Source organism: Pseudomonas sp. IT-P260, assembly GCF_949768395.1.
GTDB classification, from domain to species: Bacteria; Pseudomonadota; Gammaproteobacteria; order Pseudomonadales; family Pseudomonadaceae; genus Aquipseudomonas; species Aquipseudomonas parakoreensis.
In genome coordinates this window covers 175,388-190,001 of the sequence record NZ_CATKPO010000040.1, presented here as the reverse complement: position 1 = coordinate 190,001, position 14,614 = coordinate 175,388, and the positions used below count along the sequence as shown (strand labels likewise).

General features: G+C 55.7%; 15 protein-coding genes, 2 tRNA genes and 2 pseudogenes. 6 read left to right on the top strand and 13 right to left on the bottom strand.

Annotated features, from left to right (window positions below; all coding sequences use genetic code 11):
• Window positions 1-169: 169 nt before the first annotated feature.
• Window positions 170-1,717 carry an RNA-binding protein gene (locus ACM6HV_RS19875; RefSeq protein ID WP_414905089.1) on the bottom strand — a complete coding sequence of 516 codons (1,548 nt, stop codon included), beginning with the start codon at window positions 1,715-1,717 and terminating at the stop codon, window positions 170-172.
• Between the two features lie 204 nt (window positions 1,718-1,921).
• Here ACM6HV_RS19875 and rtcR point away from each other — a divergent pair, with 204 nt between their 5' ends.
• Window positions 1,922-3,529 carry an RNA repair transcriptional activator RtcR gene (rtcR, locus tag ACM6HV_RS19870; RefSeq protein ID WP_414905088.1) on the top strand — a complete coding sequence of 536 codons (1,608 nt, stop codon included), beginning with the start codon at window positions 1,922-1,924 and terminating at the stop codon, window positions 3,527-3,529.
• A 341-nt stretch (window positions 3,530-3,870) separates the two neighbouring features.
• Complete coding sequence (locus tag ACM6HV_RS19865; protein WP_027611570.1) at window positions 3,871-4,131, top strand: hypothetical protein; 261 nt, start codon at window positions 3,871-3,873, stop codon at window positions 4,129-4,131.
• A gap of 218 nt (window positions 4,132-4,349) precedes the next feature.
• On the opposite strand, the gene ACM6HV_RS19860 is transcribed toward ACM6HV_RS19865, so the two are convergent.
• A tRNA-Pro gene (locus ACM6HV_RS19860) sits at window positions 4,350-4,418 on the bottom strand.
• Window positions 4,419-4,673: 255 nt separating this feature from the next.
• Between ACM6HV_RS19860 and ACM6HV_RS19855 the strand changes: the two genes are divergently transcribed.
• Entirely contained in the window at window positions 4,674-4,967 is a 294-nt protein-coding gene (locus ACM6HV_RS19855; protein WP_414905087.1) for a hypothetical protein, read from the top strand.
• On the opposite strand, the gene ACM6HV_RS19850 is transcribed toward ACM6HV_RS19855, so the two are convergent.
• Both ACM6HV_RS19850 and ACM6HV_RS19845 read right to left on the bottom strand, forming a co-directional pair.
• On the bottom strand, window positions 4,939-5,487 hold the full coding sequence (locus tag ACM6HV_RS19850) for a lysis protein (protein ID WP_414905086.1): 549 nt from the start codon (window positions 5,485-5,487) through the stop codon (window positions 4,939-4,941). The two genes, ACM6HV_RS19855 and ACM6HV_RS19850, sit on opposite strands and share 29 nt — an antisense overlap.
• Window positions 5,487-5,908 (bottom strand): annotated as a pseudogene (locus tag ACM6HV_RS19845) (cell wall hydrolase). Before ACM6HV_RS19845 ends, ACM6HV_RS19850 begins: the two are co-directional and overlap by 1 nt.
• Window positions 5,909-5,949: 41 nt before the next feature.
• On the opposite strand from ACM6HV_RS19845, the gene ACM6HV_RS19840 reads away from it, so the two are divergent.
• Both ACM6HV_RS19840 and ACM6HV_RS19835 read left to right on the top strand, forming a co-directional pair.
• Window positions 5,950-7,083, top strand: a complete 1,134-nt coding sequence (locus ACM6HV_RS19840; RefSeq protein WP_414905085.1) for an acyltransferase family protein — start codon at window positions 5,950-5,952, stop codon at window positions 7,081-7,083.
• 141 nt (window positions 7,084-7,224) lie between these two features.
• Window positions 7,225-8,334, top strand: a complete 1,110-nt coding sequence (locus ACM6HV_RS19835) for an acyltransferase family protein (RefSeq protein WP_414905084.1) — start codon at window positions 7,225-7,227, stop codon at window positions 8,332-8,334.
• Between the two features lie 5 nt (window positions 8,335-8,339).
• Here the strand turns inward: ACM6HV_RS19835 and ACM6HV_RS19830 are convergent, their stop codons facing one another.
• Complete coding sequence (locus ACM6HV_RS19830) at window positions 8,340-8,690, bottom strand: tail fiber assembly protein (protein WP_414905083.1); 351 nt, start codon at window positions 8,688-8,690, stop codon at window positions 8,340-8,342.
• A complete protein-coding gene (locus tag ACM6HV_RS19825) occupies window positions 8,687-9,034 on the bottom strand; it encodes a hypothetical protein (RefSeq protein WP_414905082.1) in 348 nt (115 codons plus the stop codon). Before ACM6HV_RS19825 ends, ACM6HV_RS19830 begins: the two co-directional genes overlap by 4 nt.
• Before the next feature lie 431 nt (window positions 9,035-9,465).
• Here ACM6HV_RS19825 and ACM6HV_RS19820 point away from each other — a divergent pair.
• A pseudogene (locus ACM6HV_RS19820) lies at window positions 9,466-9,591 on the top strand (site-specific integrase); the annotation flags it as partial.
• An 81-nt stretch (window positions 9,592-9,672) separates the two neighbouring features.
• Here the strand turns inward: ACM6HV_RS19820 and ACM6HV_RS19815 are convergent.
• The 7 genes from ACM6HV_RS19815 to rpmI form a co-directional block, all read right to left on the bottom strand.
• A tRNA-Pro gene (locus ACM6HV_RS19815) sits at window positions 9,673-9,749 on the bottom strand.
• Between the two features lie 88 nt (window positions 9,750-9,837).
• The gene (locus tag ACM6HV_RS19810; protein WP_003179985.1) at window positions 9,838-10,194 is read right to left on the bottom strand and encodes a MerR family transcriptional regulator; all 357 of its coding nucleotides are present in this window, start codon (window positions 10,192-10,194) and stop codon (window positions 9,838-9,840) included.
• A complete protein-coding gene (ihfA, locus tag ACM6HV_RS19805) occupies window positions 10,175-10,477 on the bottom strand; it encodes an integration host factor subunit alpha (protein ID WP_002553164.1) in 303 nt (100 codons plus the stop codon). Before ihfA ends, ACM6HV_RS19810 begins: the two co-directional genes overlap by 20 nt.
• A 3-nt stretch (window positions 10,478-10,480) precedes the next feature.
• The gene (pheT, locus tag ACM6HV_RS19800) at window positions 10,481-12,859 is read right to left on the bottom strand and encodes a phenylalanine--tRNA ligase subunit beta (RefSeq protein ID WP_414905081.1); all 2,379 of its coding nucleotides are present in this window, start codon (window positions 12,857-12,859) and stop codon (window positions 10,481-10,483) included.
• Between the two features lie 26 nt (window positions 12,860-12,885).
• On the bottom strand, window positions 12,886-13,902 hold the full coding sequence (gene pheS / locus ACM6HV_RS19795; protein ID WP_003226365.1) for a phenylalanine--tRNA ligase subunit alpha: 1,017 nt from the start codon (window positions 13,900-13,902) through the stop codon (window positions 12,886-12,888).
• 109 nt (window positions 13,903-14,011) lie between these two features.
• Complete coding sequence (gene rplT / locus ACM6HV_RS19790) at window positions 14,012-14,368, bottom strand: 50S ribosomal protein L20 (RefSeq protein WP_002553161.1); 357 nt, start codon at window positions 14,366-14,368, stop codon at window positions 14,012-14,014.
• Between the two features lie 28 nt (window positions 14,369-14,396).
• Window positions 14,397-14,591, bottom strand: a complete 195-nt coding sequence (gene rpmI, locus ACM6HV_RS19785) for a 50S ribosomal protein L35 (protein ID WP_002553160.1) — start codon at window positions 14,589-14,591, stop codon at window positions 14,397-14,399.
• Window positions 14,592-14,614 lie beyond the last annotated feature (23 nt).

The following is a 14,614-nucleotide window of genomic DNA, read 5'->3' as shown; positions in this document are numbered from 1 at the left end:
AAGGTGGCACGACAAAAGTTGATGACTGTTGCGCGTCGCCGCGCACCGGGGTTAACCGGCCTCAGATGTACAGCCATCAGGCATTCGTGCCGTCACACACGCTGACAAGGGTTTGATGAGACGTCTTGGATGTAGTCCCACCGGCATTCAGCGCCTGTGACAAATCAATTCATTGCATCTTCTCGATCGCTTCGACCCAGTGCTGCGCGCCGTAACGACCGCTGGTGAACTGCTCGACCACATCGAACACCGCATCGCTGAAACCGCCGACATTCAGGATGTCATCGCGGTCCGCTGCCTGCGTTGCATAACCCGGCTGGATATCGATGCACACCAGCCGCGCCTGCGGGTTGATCCGCTTGATGCGCTCCCACTGGCGCATCGTCTCACTGGCACCACGGCGCCGCGTGTCGATCCAGGACTCGTTGTCCGATACCAGAATCAACGTATCGACCCTGGCCTTGCTGTCCGCCAGTTTCTTCAATGGCGCCGAGCAGTTGGTGCCGCCGCCAAAGGCCTTGGCCAGTTTCTCCGCATTGCTGATCACGCTGTCCCGTGGGTTGAGCTTGATATCCACCACCTTCACTTCGAACGGCATCACCCGCGCCGCCGGCTGTTTGCGCAACACCGCTGCCGCGACCAGTGCCGCCACATCAATGCAACGCACTGCGGTGGTTGCACCCTGACGATAACCGGTCGCCGGGCTGCTCATTGAACCCGATACGTCCGGGCAAACCACCACCGCGCCTTCCAGCTTCGGCACGTTGGCCAGCGACAACTCAAGTGCATCCTGCAATGCCTCGCGGATCTGCAGCGGTACGTTATCGCCAACCATCCGGTAGGCCGCCAGCAACTGGTATGGATAAACCCGCGCCTTGGCCACTTCTTGCGCATCTGCAAGTCGTGCTGCCACATACTCGACGCAACCCGGAACCTCAAACGCGCCATGCCGCGCCAGGGTGTTGAGGTTGATGCGCAACCCCTGCCAGCCCATGTTGCAAGCCTGCGCCGCCCATTGTTCTTTGCTCAGGGTTTCGTTGCCGAGCAGTTGAAACGGTACTGCGGGGACTGCGTGACTCGCACCGCTGCGAAATGCCAGCAAATCGCGGGTCAACTCAGGCAATGCCTGCACATCCACCGGTTTGCCAATCAGCCAGGCGAAGAACGCTTCGCGCCAAGCCTCAGCCGGTTTCGGGTGAACCATCTTCACCACATCAGCCAGCGATGGCTGGTTGCCAATCGACGCTTGCAGCAGTTGACGTTCGGTCGCGCGGTTCAACCAGTTCTGCACCAGACGTTTGGGCTGCGAACCAAGGGATTTGCGCCCGGTGGCGCCACTGCGCAGGATCTGCACGTAGTTGCGCAACATCTTGCCGCTGTCGATCACTTGTTCAAACACCTCAGGTACCAACGTCGAACGGTTCGCCGTCAACGCCGCCAGCAGCAATGCCGGCATGTCTTTCATGTGACCCTTTTGGCGAGCGTAGACGGCAGCCTTCGCCACGAAACGGCTGTCGAGTTCAGCCACCAGCTTCAACACTTGATCCAGCTGACTTTCAGCGCTGGCGTAAAACGTCTGATTCAGACAACCGGTGACCGCCAGTTGAGCCAGTTGATGCTTCGGGGTGTAGGCATATGCCAAGGCTCCGGAGGCATTCAAAGTGTCGCAGGCTGGCAGCTGTTTCGATTGCGTGTTGAAGAGTCTGAAGTTGGCCATCGTGGCGTCTCGCTGTGTTGTCCTGTTCGTTGCGATAGGTATTGCAGCGCCTGTGCCAGTTTTTGAGAGGCGCCAAATTTAATTTTTATCTTATTGATTTATATAGCTTTTTTATTTTTTATCGGTTTCTTTGAACTGAACCGAAGACAAACCCAGCATGAGAAATCTATCATTTCATATCGTCATTTATCTTTTGAGATAGCCATGCCCAACAAACGTACCGTCGCCATCGGTTTTATCGGCGCCACGCTGGATCGCGTGGGCAAGGGCGCCAATCGCTGGAGCCACTGGCGACCGAGCGTTGGCCTGTGCCAGCAACCGGACGTGCTGATCCATCGCCTGGAACTGATTCACGGTATCGACGCGCGCGACATCAGCCTCGCCGAGCGGGTTCGCGCCGATATCCAGCAGGTCTCGCCGGAAACCGAGGTCCACCTGCACCCCATGGCACTGCGCAATCCGTGGGATTTCGAAGAGGTCTACGGCGCGCTGCATGACTTCACGACGGCCTACAGCTTCGATACCGAGCACGAGGACTATCTGGTTCACATCACCACCGGCACCCACGTCGCGCAGATTTGCTGGTTTCTGCTGACCGAAGCACGCTATCTGCCGGCGCGCCTAATCCAGACCTCCCCCGCCCGACGCAAAAGCGAAGATGAACAAGCCACCGGCACCCACGCCCTGATCGACCTCGACCTGTCGCGCTATGACCGCATCGCCTCACGTTTCGCCAACAAACGCCTCGAAGGCCTGGAATTCTTGAAGTCCGGTATCGCCACCCGTAACGCAGCGTTCAACCGCTCCATCGAACAGATTGAACGCGTGGCTGTGCGCTCCAAGGCGCCCATGCTGCTGATCGGCCCGACCGGGGCCGGCAAATCGTTCCTCGCCCGACGCATCTACGAACTCAAACGCAGTCGCCATCAAATGCAGGGCCGGTTTGTTGAAGTCAACTGCGCCACCCTGCGGGGCGACGGCGCGATGTCGGCTTTGTTTGGTCACGTCAAAGGCGCCTTCACCGGCGCGCAGAACGCCCGCGACGGTCTGCTGCGCGCTGCGGACGGCGGCATGTTGTTTCTCGATGAAATCGGTGAACTGGGCGCAGACGAACAAGCGATGCTGCTCAAGGCGATCGAAGAAAAACGCTTCTTTCCGCTCGGTTCCGACAAGGAGGTCGATAGCGACTTCCTGATCATCGCCGGCACTCACCGCGACCTGCGCAGCCGCGTCGCCGAAGGCTTGTTCCGCGAAGATCTGTACGCGCGCATCAACCTCTGGACATTTGATTTGCCCGGCCTGGCCGGCCGCCGCGAAGACATCGAGCCCAACATCGATTTCGAGCTTGAACGTCACGCTCGCGAACACGGCCAGCTGGTGCGCTTCAACCTCGAAGCGCGACGGCGCTACCTCGCCTTCGCCAGCTCTCGCGAAGCGGCATGGCTGGGCAACTTTCGCGAACTGTCGGCGTCGATTACCCGGATGGCCACATTGGCGGACAGCGGGCGAATTGATGAAGCGCAAGTGCGGGAAGAAATTGATCGGCTGCGTTATGCGTGGGGTCTGGCGCAAGCGGATGGCGTGTCGGATGACCTCCCGGGAGACGCCGATAGCCTCGACCTGTTTGATCGACTGCAATTGAAGGCGGTAATTGAAGTATGTCGGCAAGCGGACAGCCTGTCGGATGCCGGACGCAGACTGTTCGGCGTATCGCGCCAGGCCAAGGCGCAGCCGAATGATGCAGATCGCTTGAGAAAATACCTGAGTCGTTTCGGGATTGAATGGGCCGACTTGCAATCCCGCAAAATATAATGCCCTCCCACGGCTTGCACGAAAGCAGATGCGTTCATAAGCTCGAACGCATTGCCTGCGACCAGTAAGACACTAACCCATGAGAGTCACTACAACTTGAGCGAGCTTTTGGATTTCCTGGCAGCACTCTTCGCTTACGATGACTTCAGATCAAGGCGGCGCAGCAATCGTGTGTTCTCGCGTCGCTTTGTCGCGGTAATGTTTACGGTCGGTTTTGTAGAAATCCTTCTACTTTTACATTGGGCCGGGTATCTGTGACTTTACCGCTCGTCCAACGGCCAGCACCTTAGGCCTGCTCATGCCTCCAATGGGTTACCCCCATCACGCGGATGCCTCAGATAATGAACAAGTCGATTGCGACCCTGACGCTTGCAAGCCTGCTGTTGACTGGCTCGCTCTTCACGCAGACAAGTTCGGCAGCAACGCCGACAGCCTCATCCGGAACAAATCAGGCGCAAAGCTCAGAGTCCAATGAGGAAAAAGCCAATAAAAAAGGCGAAGAAGCGTCAGGCTCAAACTCCGGCGCCGAACCGCAAGAAACGCAGAAGGACGCCGCAACCTCCAGTGACTCGGAGGACATTCAGCAAGATTCGAAACCTTAATACCTGGGCGACTGCCGCCGGCTCATTTGACTCACCTGACACGAATCACAATTGTCGAGGCAAACATGTCGCCCAGGCGTTTGCGCGAGCCAAAGAAGATGAAAATCCAGTCGAGAATAACAGTGAGTCTTCCGGGGCGCTGTGCGCAGTTTTTTGCACAGGCACAAAAAAGCCGATCTAAATGATCGGCTTAAGTGTCTGACTTTACTCAGGAATAATGGTCGGGACGGAGTGATTCGAACACTCGCCCCCTAGCACCCCATGCAAGCGGACTGGTCTACAGCCCGCCAAACCAGAGGCTACGCGCCAGGCGCTCGCTGCAACGATGCCCAACCGTGCGCAACTGTGTTTTACAAAGTCACTCGAAAAGTCACTGAGCCTTTTTGGCACCATCCCCGGCGTCCCGCCGACCGTCACCAATCCAAAACCCTACAGCTCGTCGCCTCACCCTCGCCCGACCGACTCGCCTCGATGACTGTGTATCCAAACAGTACACGGCAAGGCGCCTTCGTGGATCCCTTCTATATAGAAGAAACCGACGATTGCTCGGCACCCCGAGTTCGCTCGAAACCTGCCGTCACCAGCTCAGGATGTACGAAAACGAATTTGAAGCGCTCACCCTCAAGCTCGATCGGGTGCTTGAAAATATTGCAGGCTTGGTTCGTGACAATGACGCGCTCACCCAGGAGCGAAATTCTCTCAGGGCAAAGCTTCAGTACGCCGAGGGGGATTTACTTAGCGAAAGTGGCAGATTTGCGGACGTGGCGCACCAGAGAGACCATCTCTTCCATGAAAACCAGCGACTGCTCAGGGAGTTGCGTGAGCTGGAGAGCTGACCCCCTTCACATACGCCTGACACGCCTGGAGGGCAATCAGTCCCCGGTCGCCGGTGTCGGTGTCGGTGTCGGTGTCGGTGTCGGTGATGGCGATAATTCTTTGAGCATGCGTTGGGTCAAGTCGGGCTCGTACGGCTGCATGATCCACGCCGCCGGCGCCGGTGGTGGTTGGCACCTCACAGCCTTTGGCAGCATCGGTTGCGTCGAGGAGGACTGACAGCCGGAGATCAGAAGTAGCAAGGCGATCGCGCAGGCGATCTTGGTCACGTTGGGCATCGGTCATTTTCCTGAAATGGGTTTGCTCGCTGGCCGCCAGCCGCTGCTCGAGCGCCAGACGCTTGTCCTGCTCGGCCTGCTGTGCGGTCGCCGCGGCCTGAGTCAGCTGATTGAGGGTTTCCGCGTGCTGCTGGGCTTGCTCGGCCAACTGCTGACGGTAGCGCCAGTCCTGAAACTGCCAGGCGCTCCCGGCGCCGATCAGCACCAGCGCCAGCGCGCCCACCGCTTTCCACGGAACGAGCATCACGGCACATCCTTGAAGAAGACGTGCCCGCCCAACTTGAGCATCTGCTTGGCCTTCGCCGCCCAGGCCGGGCCTTGATGCTGGTGGCGTAGTAATGCGTGGCGCCGCCGGTAGGGTCAGGCACCTTGCCGTCGATCACCTGGTCAGCAGCGATCAGGCATTGAGCCAGCTCGCGGAACGGGATTTCCTTCACGTCGATCAGGAACTGATCGTTCGGGTCGGTCTTGTTCCAGCAACTGAACTGGTACGGCTTCTGGCATACGCCAGCGTAGCTCTCGCCCCACCATGACTTCTCTTTTCCATCAAACGCACGGTTGCGGATCGTCCAGGCCACGGCGATCTGGCCAGCTGTTCCTTCGCCGCGAGCCTCACCCCACAGCGTGCGGGCGAGGATGTCGCGGTTTTTTTCGGTTACAGGCAGCACTTTTCTCCGGGCAAAAAATACCCGCTCAACGGCGGGTAATGAATGCGGCTTTTGGCCATTGTTTTTTATGGCTGAGGCGCAAACCTGACGATACAATTCGCCGATTAAAATACGGCTTGGATGCAAAAATGCTTGGGATCTACCGATTTGGACTAGCCGCGCTAGTAGTTGTCGCGCACCTGACTGAAGGTCGCCTATTCTTCGAACATTGGGGTATTTTTGCGGTATTCGGATTCTATTTGATCTCCGGATACCTAATGACCGTCGTCCTTAATGAAGCGTACTCTTTCAACTTACCATCTTTTGCGAAAAATCGGTTCCTCCGACTTTTCCCCATATATTACGTTGCAGCGCTAATAACGATTATTGCAATAGTCGTGATTCCTGGGGCTAAGGAATATCATAACGCTTGGACATATACCGGCAGAGCCATAGACGTAGTAGGCAACCTATTCATTTTCCCATTCGAGTTTTATGACGCCTCCTTCAGGCTGATCCCGCCTGCTTGGTCGGTAGGCGTGGAACTAATAAACTATTTCGTACTGTGGCTATTTGTTGCCAGAAGCAAAAAACTGGCAGTCATCACGGTTGGAGCGACGCTGATCTATCATGCTGCTACTTTTGCCATGGATATGGATTGGACCAAACGCTATTTCCCGTTCTATGCGGCGCTTTTGCCTTTCTCAATGGGAGCTTGCATTTATTTCTTCAAAGACTTCGCAAAAAAAATGACTCCCACCCTGCTCCACACAATTGCTGGCGCATCTGTTCTGATCGGGGTAGCAAACCTTCTTGCCTGCGGCTTATTCTCTGGTCTCGCCTTCAAGAGCTTCAACCTGTTTTTTTATATAAACCTAATTTGCATGACAAGTTTTATTTACTGCGTCGCGAACTCCAGTCTACAAAAGACTTTCAAGCATTCAGGAAAGTTGCTTGGTGACCTTGCCTACCCGATGTTCCTACTGCACCGAGTCGTCGGTTTCATAATGAGCTATCTGGTGTTGGATGGGCAGCGTCGAGGACTGAGCCTCGTTGCTGTATCCATCATCCCAATACTGCTTCTTTCCTACGGCTTGGCTTGGTCAGCAAACAAATGGTTGGAGCCGGTGAGGAATGTCATCAGGCGCCAAGCAAAAACAGCCAATCCAGCCTCCTCCGCTGAGGCGGTATAGCCCTTCTCTAGGTTAAACCAACCTCTGGTAGCGGTGGCCAGTCAGGCGTAACAGGCCACCCTGCGCGCTCAGGGCATTCACTGATACAATCCCGCGCTTATTTTTACTTTTTTAACGCTTGTTTATTTTGCGAATCCCGAAATGAAAAAAAATAACGAATTAGAAGTATTAAGGGCTATAGGAATACTTTTTGTAATCATCGCCCATCTACCATTTCTACTTCCAGCAATGCCAAACTCATTAAAAATTTTGAATACCTACGTGAGCTTCTGGCCAGGCGTTGACATATTTTTCGCCGTTTCTGGATTCGTGATAACAAAAAGCATCCGAGACCAGCTTTCAACTTCCAACAATAATGAGTATTGGTCAGGAATTAAAGCCTTTTGGGTAAGAAGATTTTTCAGACTAATACCAGCCTCATGGTTCTGGCTTTTCACCAGTATATTTCTTGCTGCCACACTTTACCAATTTGGTTATTTCAAAACAGTTTCCGCGAACACCAAAGAGACTATCGCACAAATATTCTACGTGCAAAATTGGTTTGCCTATTATTGCTCTCATGGATTTTCAGAATGCGGAATAAATGGAAAATATTGGTCTCTATCTCTTGAAGAACAATTCTACATTGCGCTACCGATTGTTTTCTTCTTTATAAAACGCCACCGCATTGCCTTCTGCTTGGCGGCCATCGCCCTACAGTTTCCGCTACAGCGTGAAATTGGCTCAGCTCTTTGGTATGTCAGGACTGACGCAATTCTCTGGGGGGTCATAGTTGCGCTGGCCTACGACGCCCCAGTTATGAAAAAGCTCGCACCAACTTTCATGAAATTTGCTCCCGCAAGAATAATCATCGCCTCTGCACTGGTCGCATCAATACCTGCAATGGGGCTTGGTACAATTGCCTCATTTCACACCGGCCTCATCGCAGTCGTCTGCGGTGTAATCGTCTGGCTAGCGTCCTACGACAAGGGATTTTTTTCCTCATCTATTAAGAACAATCCAGTTGTTCTTTGGATTGCCTCACGCTCTTATTCCCTTTATCTCATTCATGGAATAGGTTTCAGGCTCGTTTCGCACTCCCTACAGTCGATCTACGACCGAGAGCTTAATGGTGGGGATATCATCATGGTTGCCGTTCTATCATCGATCCTTTGCGCGCTCCTAGCGGATCTATCCTATAGATTACTTGAAAAACGCTTCATTGCTCGCGGCAGGACAGCATCCGATAAAATTATGGGAGCAACCGCATAACTTTATTAATCCACCGGAGTTAATGGCCAGTCTGGCTGTTCTGGCCAGCCCATTCGCTCCGGAGTTTTACCAAGTGCACTACGGTACTTCTTCCAAACCTTAAGTTTAACCAAGTTCTCATCGGTTATCTCTTCGATATCAAAATCGTCCTGCAAAGGCTGAATGACACTGCTGGCGGCTTCCATGCGCGCAGAGAGTTCACTTCTGTTTTCTCGATCTTTTTCGATCTTTACTAGGTTATCAATCAACCACCTAGGAATTTGCTCAACAAATGTTTCCCCCTGCAGCACTCCACGACCTTCGGTGTAAGGCGCCCAGAAGCTTTCGGTAATTACAAAACCTTCCATATCAGTCATCGCTCCGCGCTGTAGCCGACAATGTCAAAGTTCGCGCTGCCCCCGGCAGCCGCGAAGAAAAACACAAAGCTCAGGTTCACCAACGGGAGCCTGAGCAGTTGCCGCATTGAACTGTCGATCCCTCTTACCAGCATGTACTGGAATTCGTAGTCGGTGATCCAGAGCGTCGGCCCGCCAGTGCCAGCCGTGACATTGTGGCAACTGACCAAGGCACTCTTGGCGATCGGCGGGACGATGGAGATCAGGTAGACCGTGTACGGGGTGACCGAGCCGTTGCCCGCGACGATCCGGTAAGGGGAGGCGTTGGTGGTATTCCGGTACTCCAGCAAATCGCCGTTCTGCACGGTCTTCAGGATGTTGCCGCCCGGGCCGCTTCGAACTGAAAAGAGGAATCGCCGGGTTGGATCTCCTGACTTTTGCCGCGCGGTTCCCCCGTTGTAGGGATCGGCAATCGTTGAGCTGAGTTCGAGAGCCGGCGTTCCGGCATTGTTATAGAGGTAAAGGTAGTAAAAGGTGTCCGCCGCCAGGCTCCCGCTGGCGATGCTGATATTAAGTGTGTTTGCGACTTCAAGCGGCCGACCAAGCGCCGGGATGTAGGCGGCTCCCGGCGAAATGCCGAGCTGGGTGCCGGAAACCCAAGTGAAATTCAGCCCCTCATGTAGCCTTTCGACACGCCCCCCTGTGCGACCGTGAGAGCCTTGGTTACGGCATTGAGTTCGGTGATGTCGTTGTTGACGCCACTCTTCGCCGCTCGCAGCCCAGTGCGCGCTGTGGAAACGGGAGCATCACCAGCCACTACTCAGCAGCGGAGTTGGATCAGCTCATTGCGGCGGCAAATAAGGTATCAGCAACCGACTCGCGCGCACCAGCGCTGACGATTCTGAAAAGGAGGGAAGCGTGAAGAAAAGGCCAAGGTCACTCGGAAAGTCACTATGGCAGAAACAACAAAGCCGCTCGAAAGCGGCTAAGTCATTGAATTATATGGTCGGGACGGAGTGATTCGAACACTCGACCCCTAGCACCCCATGCTAGTGCGCTACCGGACTGCGCTACGCCCCGACTGGTTTGAAACCTGCCCTTCGTCTCGAAGAGCGCTCAAGAATATAGCGCAAGCTTTTGAAAACTGGAAGTATTCAAACGCAGCTTTTTATTTCTTGAGTACCACCAGCACATCTTCAAGCTCAGCGATCATCTGGCGGATCATTTGCTTGTATTGGGTGGTGTCGTCTTTGGCTTCATCGCCGGACAAACGCAGGCGCGCGCCGCCGATGGTGAACCCCTGATCGTAAAGGAGCGCTCGGATCTGCCGGATCATCAGCACGTCCTGGCGCTGATAATACCGGCGGTTTCCGCGGCGTTTGACGGGGTTGAGCTGAGGAAACTCCTGCTCCCAGTAGCGCAGCACGTGTGGTTTTACCGCACACAGCTCGCTTACTTCACCAATGGTGAAGTAGCGTTTGCCCGGGATGACGGGTAGTTCGTCGTTATGACTTGGTTCCAGCATAAGCCTCAACTCGGGCCTTCAACTTCTGCCCTGGACGAAAGGTGACCACACGGCGAGCCGTGATCGGGATTTCTTCCCCCGTTTTCGGGTTGCGGCCAGGCCGCTGGCGTTTGTCCCGAAGGTCGAAATTGCCGAAACCGGACAATTTGACCTGCTCGTTGTCTTCAAGAGCGTGCCTGATTTCCTCGAAAAACAGTTCGACCAATTCCTTGGCTTCCCGCTTGTTCAGGCCCAGCTCTTCATACAGACGTTCCGCCATCTCAGCTTTCGTCAAAGCCCCCATACGTCACTTCCTTAACGTGGCGTTCAACCTTTGTTCGAGCGAGGTGAGGATATTTTGCGTCGTCGAATTCACCTCATCGTCATTAAGAGTGCGCGATGGATGCTGCCAGGTCAAGCCAACTGCAAGGCTTTTTCTATCAGGATCAATGCCTTTACCCTGATACACGTCAAACAGCCTGAGATCCGTGAGCCATTCGCCTGCATTTTCACGGATTACGTCGAGTACAGCCGAGGCCGCGACGTCTTTGTGCGCGATCAGTGCAAGGTCACGACGCACTTCAGGAAAGCGCGACAACTCGTGGAATTGCGGCATTTTTCCGGAAGCGACTTCAGCCAAAACCAGCTCGAAGACGAATACCGGACGATCCAGGCCCAAGGCTTTGGACAGTTCGGGGTGAATCGCACCGATGAAGCCGACTTCACGCCCATCACGTTCAATGCGCGCGGTTTGACCCGGGTGCAGCGCCGGATGTTTGCCCGGAGTGAAAGTGAAGGCATCCAGCGCACCGGCATAACCCAGCACCGCCTCAACGTCAGCTTTCACATCGAAGAAATCGATGCTGTCGCGACCTTGCGCCCAGCCTTCCGGCAGACGGCTGCCGCAAACAACACCCGACAGCATCGGCTCTTGCTTCAGACCTTCCAGCTGACCGACGAAGCGCAGACCGCTTTCGAACAGACGCACGCGATCCTGTTGACGATTCAGGTTGTGCTGCAACGCCTTGACCAGGCCCGGCCACAGCGACGAGCGCATGGCAGCCATGTCATTGGAAATCGGATTGGCCAGCAGCAACGGCTCAACGCCCGGGTTGAACAGTTCGAACTGCTTGGGATCGATGAAGCTGTAAGTGATCGCTTCCTGATAACCACGGGCAACCAGCAGACGACGCAACTCAGGCAACTCGCTGCGTGCTTCAGCCTTGGCTTGCGGCGCCAGACGCGCTTGAGGGTAACGAACCGGCAGACGGTTGTAGCCGTACAGACGCGCCAGCTCTTCGATCAGATCGACTTCCAGACTGATGTCGAAGCGGTGACTTGGCACTTCTACGCACCACTGCCCTGCACCGTCAGCGGAAATCTTCAGACCCAAGGCGCTGAGCAGACGCTCCACCTGAGCCGAATCCATTTCCATCCCCAGCATCTGGGTGATGCGCTGCGCACGCAGGGTGATCGGCGCGATCGACGGCAGGTGCTGTTCGCTGACGGTCTCGATGATCGGGCCGGCTTCACCACCGGTGATTTCCAGCAGCAGGCCAGTGGCGCGCTCCATGGCTTCACGGGCCAGTTGCCAGTCCACACCACGCTCATAACGATGCGAAGCGTCGGTGTGCAGGCCGTAGGAGCGAGCCTTGCCAGCCACAGCAATCTGGTCGAAGAACGCACTTTCCAGGAAAACGTCGCGCGTAGTCGCGGACACACCGCTGTGTTCGCCCCCCATTACGCCGGCAATCGCCAGAGCGCGGGTATGGTCGGCAATCACCAGCGTATCGCTACGCAGACTGACTTCCTGACCGTCGAGCAGCACCAACTTCTCACCCTCTTCCGCCATACGCACGCGGATGCCGCCATTGATTTCGGCGAGATCGAACGCGTGCAGCGGCTGACCCAGCTCGAGCATCACGTAATTGGTGATGTCGACGGCAGCGTCGATACTGCGCACTTCGGCGCGACGCAGTCGTTCAACCATCCACAACGGGGTCGGCCTGGACAGGTCAACGTTACGGATGACACGCCCCAGGTAACGCGGGCAAGCGGCAGGCGCCAGCACGTCTACCGGACGCACTTCGTCGTGCACAGCCGGAATCGCCATGACCACCGGACGGGTAACCGGAGCGGCGTACAGCGCGCCGACTTCACGGGCCAGGCCGGCCAGCGACAGGCAGTCGCCACGGTTCGGGGTCAGGTCGACCTCGATGCTGGCGTCTTCCAGATCCAGATACACACGGAAATCTTCGCCCACCGGCGCATCGGCCGGCAGTTCCATCAGCCCGTCGTTGCCTTCACCAATCTGCAGCTCGGCTTGCGAACACAACATGCCGTTGGACTCGACGCCGCGCAGCTTGGCCTTCTTGATCTTGAAGTCGCCTGGCAGCTCGGCGCCGATCATGGCGAACGGAATCTTCAGGCCCGGACGCACGTTCGGCGCACCGCACACGACCTGGAAGGTCTCCGCGCCATTGCTGACCTGGCATACACGCAGCTTATCGGCGTCTGGGTGTTGCTCGGTGCTCAGCACCTCGCCCACGACCACGCCGCTGAATACACCGGCGGCCGGGGTCACGCTATCGACCTCCAGACCCGCCATCGACAGACGAGCAACCAGCTCGTCGCGACCTACCTGCGGGCTAACCCAGCCACGCAGCCATTGTTCACTGAATTTCATCCTGCTCTCCTAAGAATTCGTTACGACTAGCGAAATTGCGCGAGGAACCGCAAGTCGTTGTCGAAGAACAGACGTAAGTCGTTCACGCCGTAACGGAGCATGGCCAGACGTTCGACACCCATACCGAAAGCGAAACCGGAGAACTCTTCCGGATCGATGCCGGACATGCGCAGCACGTTCGGGTGGACCATGCCGCAGCCCATGACTTCCAGCCAGCCGGTCTGCTTGCAGACGCGGCAGCCTTTACCGCTGCACATCACGCATTCCATATCGACTTCAGCGGATGGCTCGGTGAACGGGAAGTAAGAAGGACGGAAACGTACGGCCAGCTCTTTCTCGAAGAACACCCGCAGGAATTCTTCGATGGTGCCTTTGAGATCGGCGAAATTGATATCGCGATCGACCAGCAGGCCTTCGACCTGGTGGAACATCGGCGAGTGGGTGATATCGGAGTCGCTGCGATACACACGGCCTGGGCAGACGATGCGGATCGGCGGTTGCTTGGACTCCATGGTGCGGACCTGTACCGGCGAGGTATGGGTGCGCAGCAACATGTTCGCATTGAAATAGAAAGTGTCATGCATCGACCGGGCCGGGTGGTGGCCTGGGATGTTGAGCGCTTCGAAGTTGTGATAGTCGTCTTCGACCTCAGGGCCTTCGGCGATGCCGTAGCCGATGCGGGTGAAGAACTGCTCGACTCGTTCCAGAGTCCGGGTCACCGGATGCAGACCGCCGGAGGTCTGGCCACGGCCCGGCAACGTCACGTCAATGGATTCGGCAGACAGTTTGGCAGCCAGTTCGGCTTCTTCAAACAGAGCCATGCGCGCATTGAGAACGCCTGTGACACGTTCCTTGGCAACATTGATCAGGGCGCCGACTTGCGGACGCTCTTCTGCCGGCAAATTCCCCAGGGTCTTCATCACCTGAGTCAATTCACCTTTTTTGCCAAGGTATTGAACCCGGATTTGCTCCAGGGCATTGATATCTTCAGCGCTTTGCACAGCCTCTAGTGCTTGAGAGACCAGCGCATCCAGGTTTTCCATGTACAGACTCCAGATACAAAATAGGGGAAGAGCTTGAAGGCTCTTCCCCTATTTATGACGTTTAACACCTGACCCCACAGAGGTGAGGCCGGGTGACTGTCGGGGGTACTTAAGCCAAGGTGGCTTTAGCTTTCTCGACAATCGCAGCAAACGCCGCTTTTTCGTTCACTGCCAGATCAGCCAGAACCTTACGGTCGATCTCGATGGACGCTTTTTTCAGGCCAGCAATGAAACGGCTGTAGGACAGACCGTTAACACGAGCACCAGCGTTGATACGAGCGATCCACAGAGCGCGGAACTGACGTTTTTTCTGACGACGGTCACGGTAGGCGTATTGGCCTGCCTTGATTACCGCTTGCTTGGCAACACGGAATACGCGGGAGCGTGCGCCGTAGTAGCCTTTAGCAAGTTTCAGAATTTTTTTGTGACGCTTACGGGCAATGACGCCACGCTTTACACGAGCCATGAGTTACTTCCTCTATTCTTGACTAAAATTAACGAAGGCGCAGCATGCGCTCGACTTTTGCCACGTCAGACGGATGCAGCAAGCTGCTACCGCGCAGTTGACGCTTACGCTTGGTCGACATTTTGGTCAGGATGTGGCTCTTGAAAGCGTGCTTGTGCTTGATACCGTTAGCAGTTTTCAGAAACCGCTTAGCAGCACCACTTTTGGTTTTCATTTTTGGCATGTTCGGATACTCCGCATTCAGTT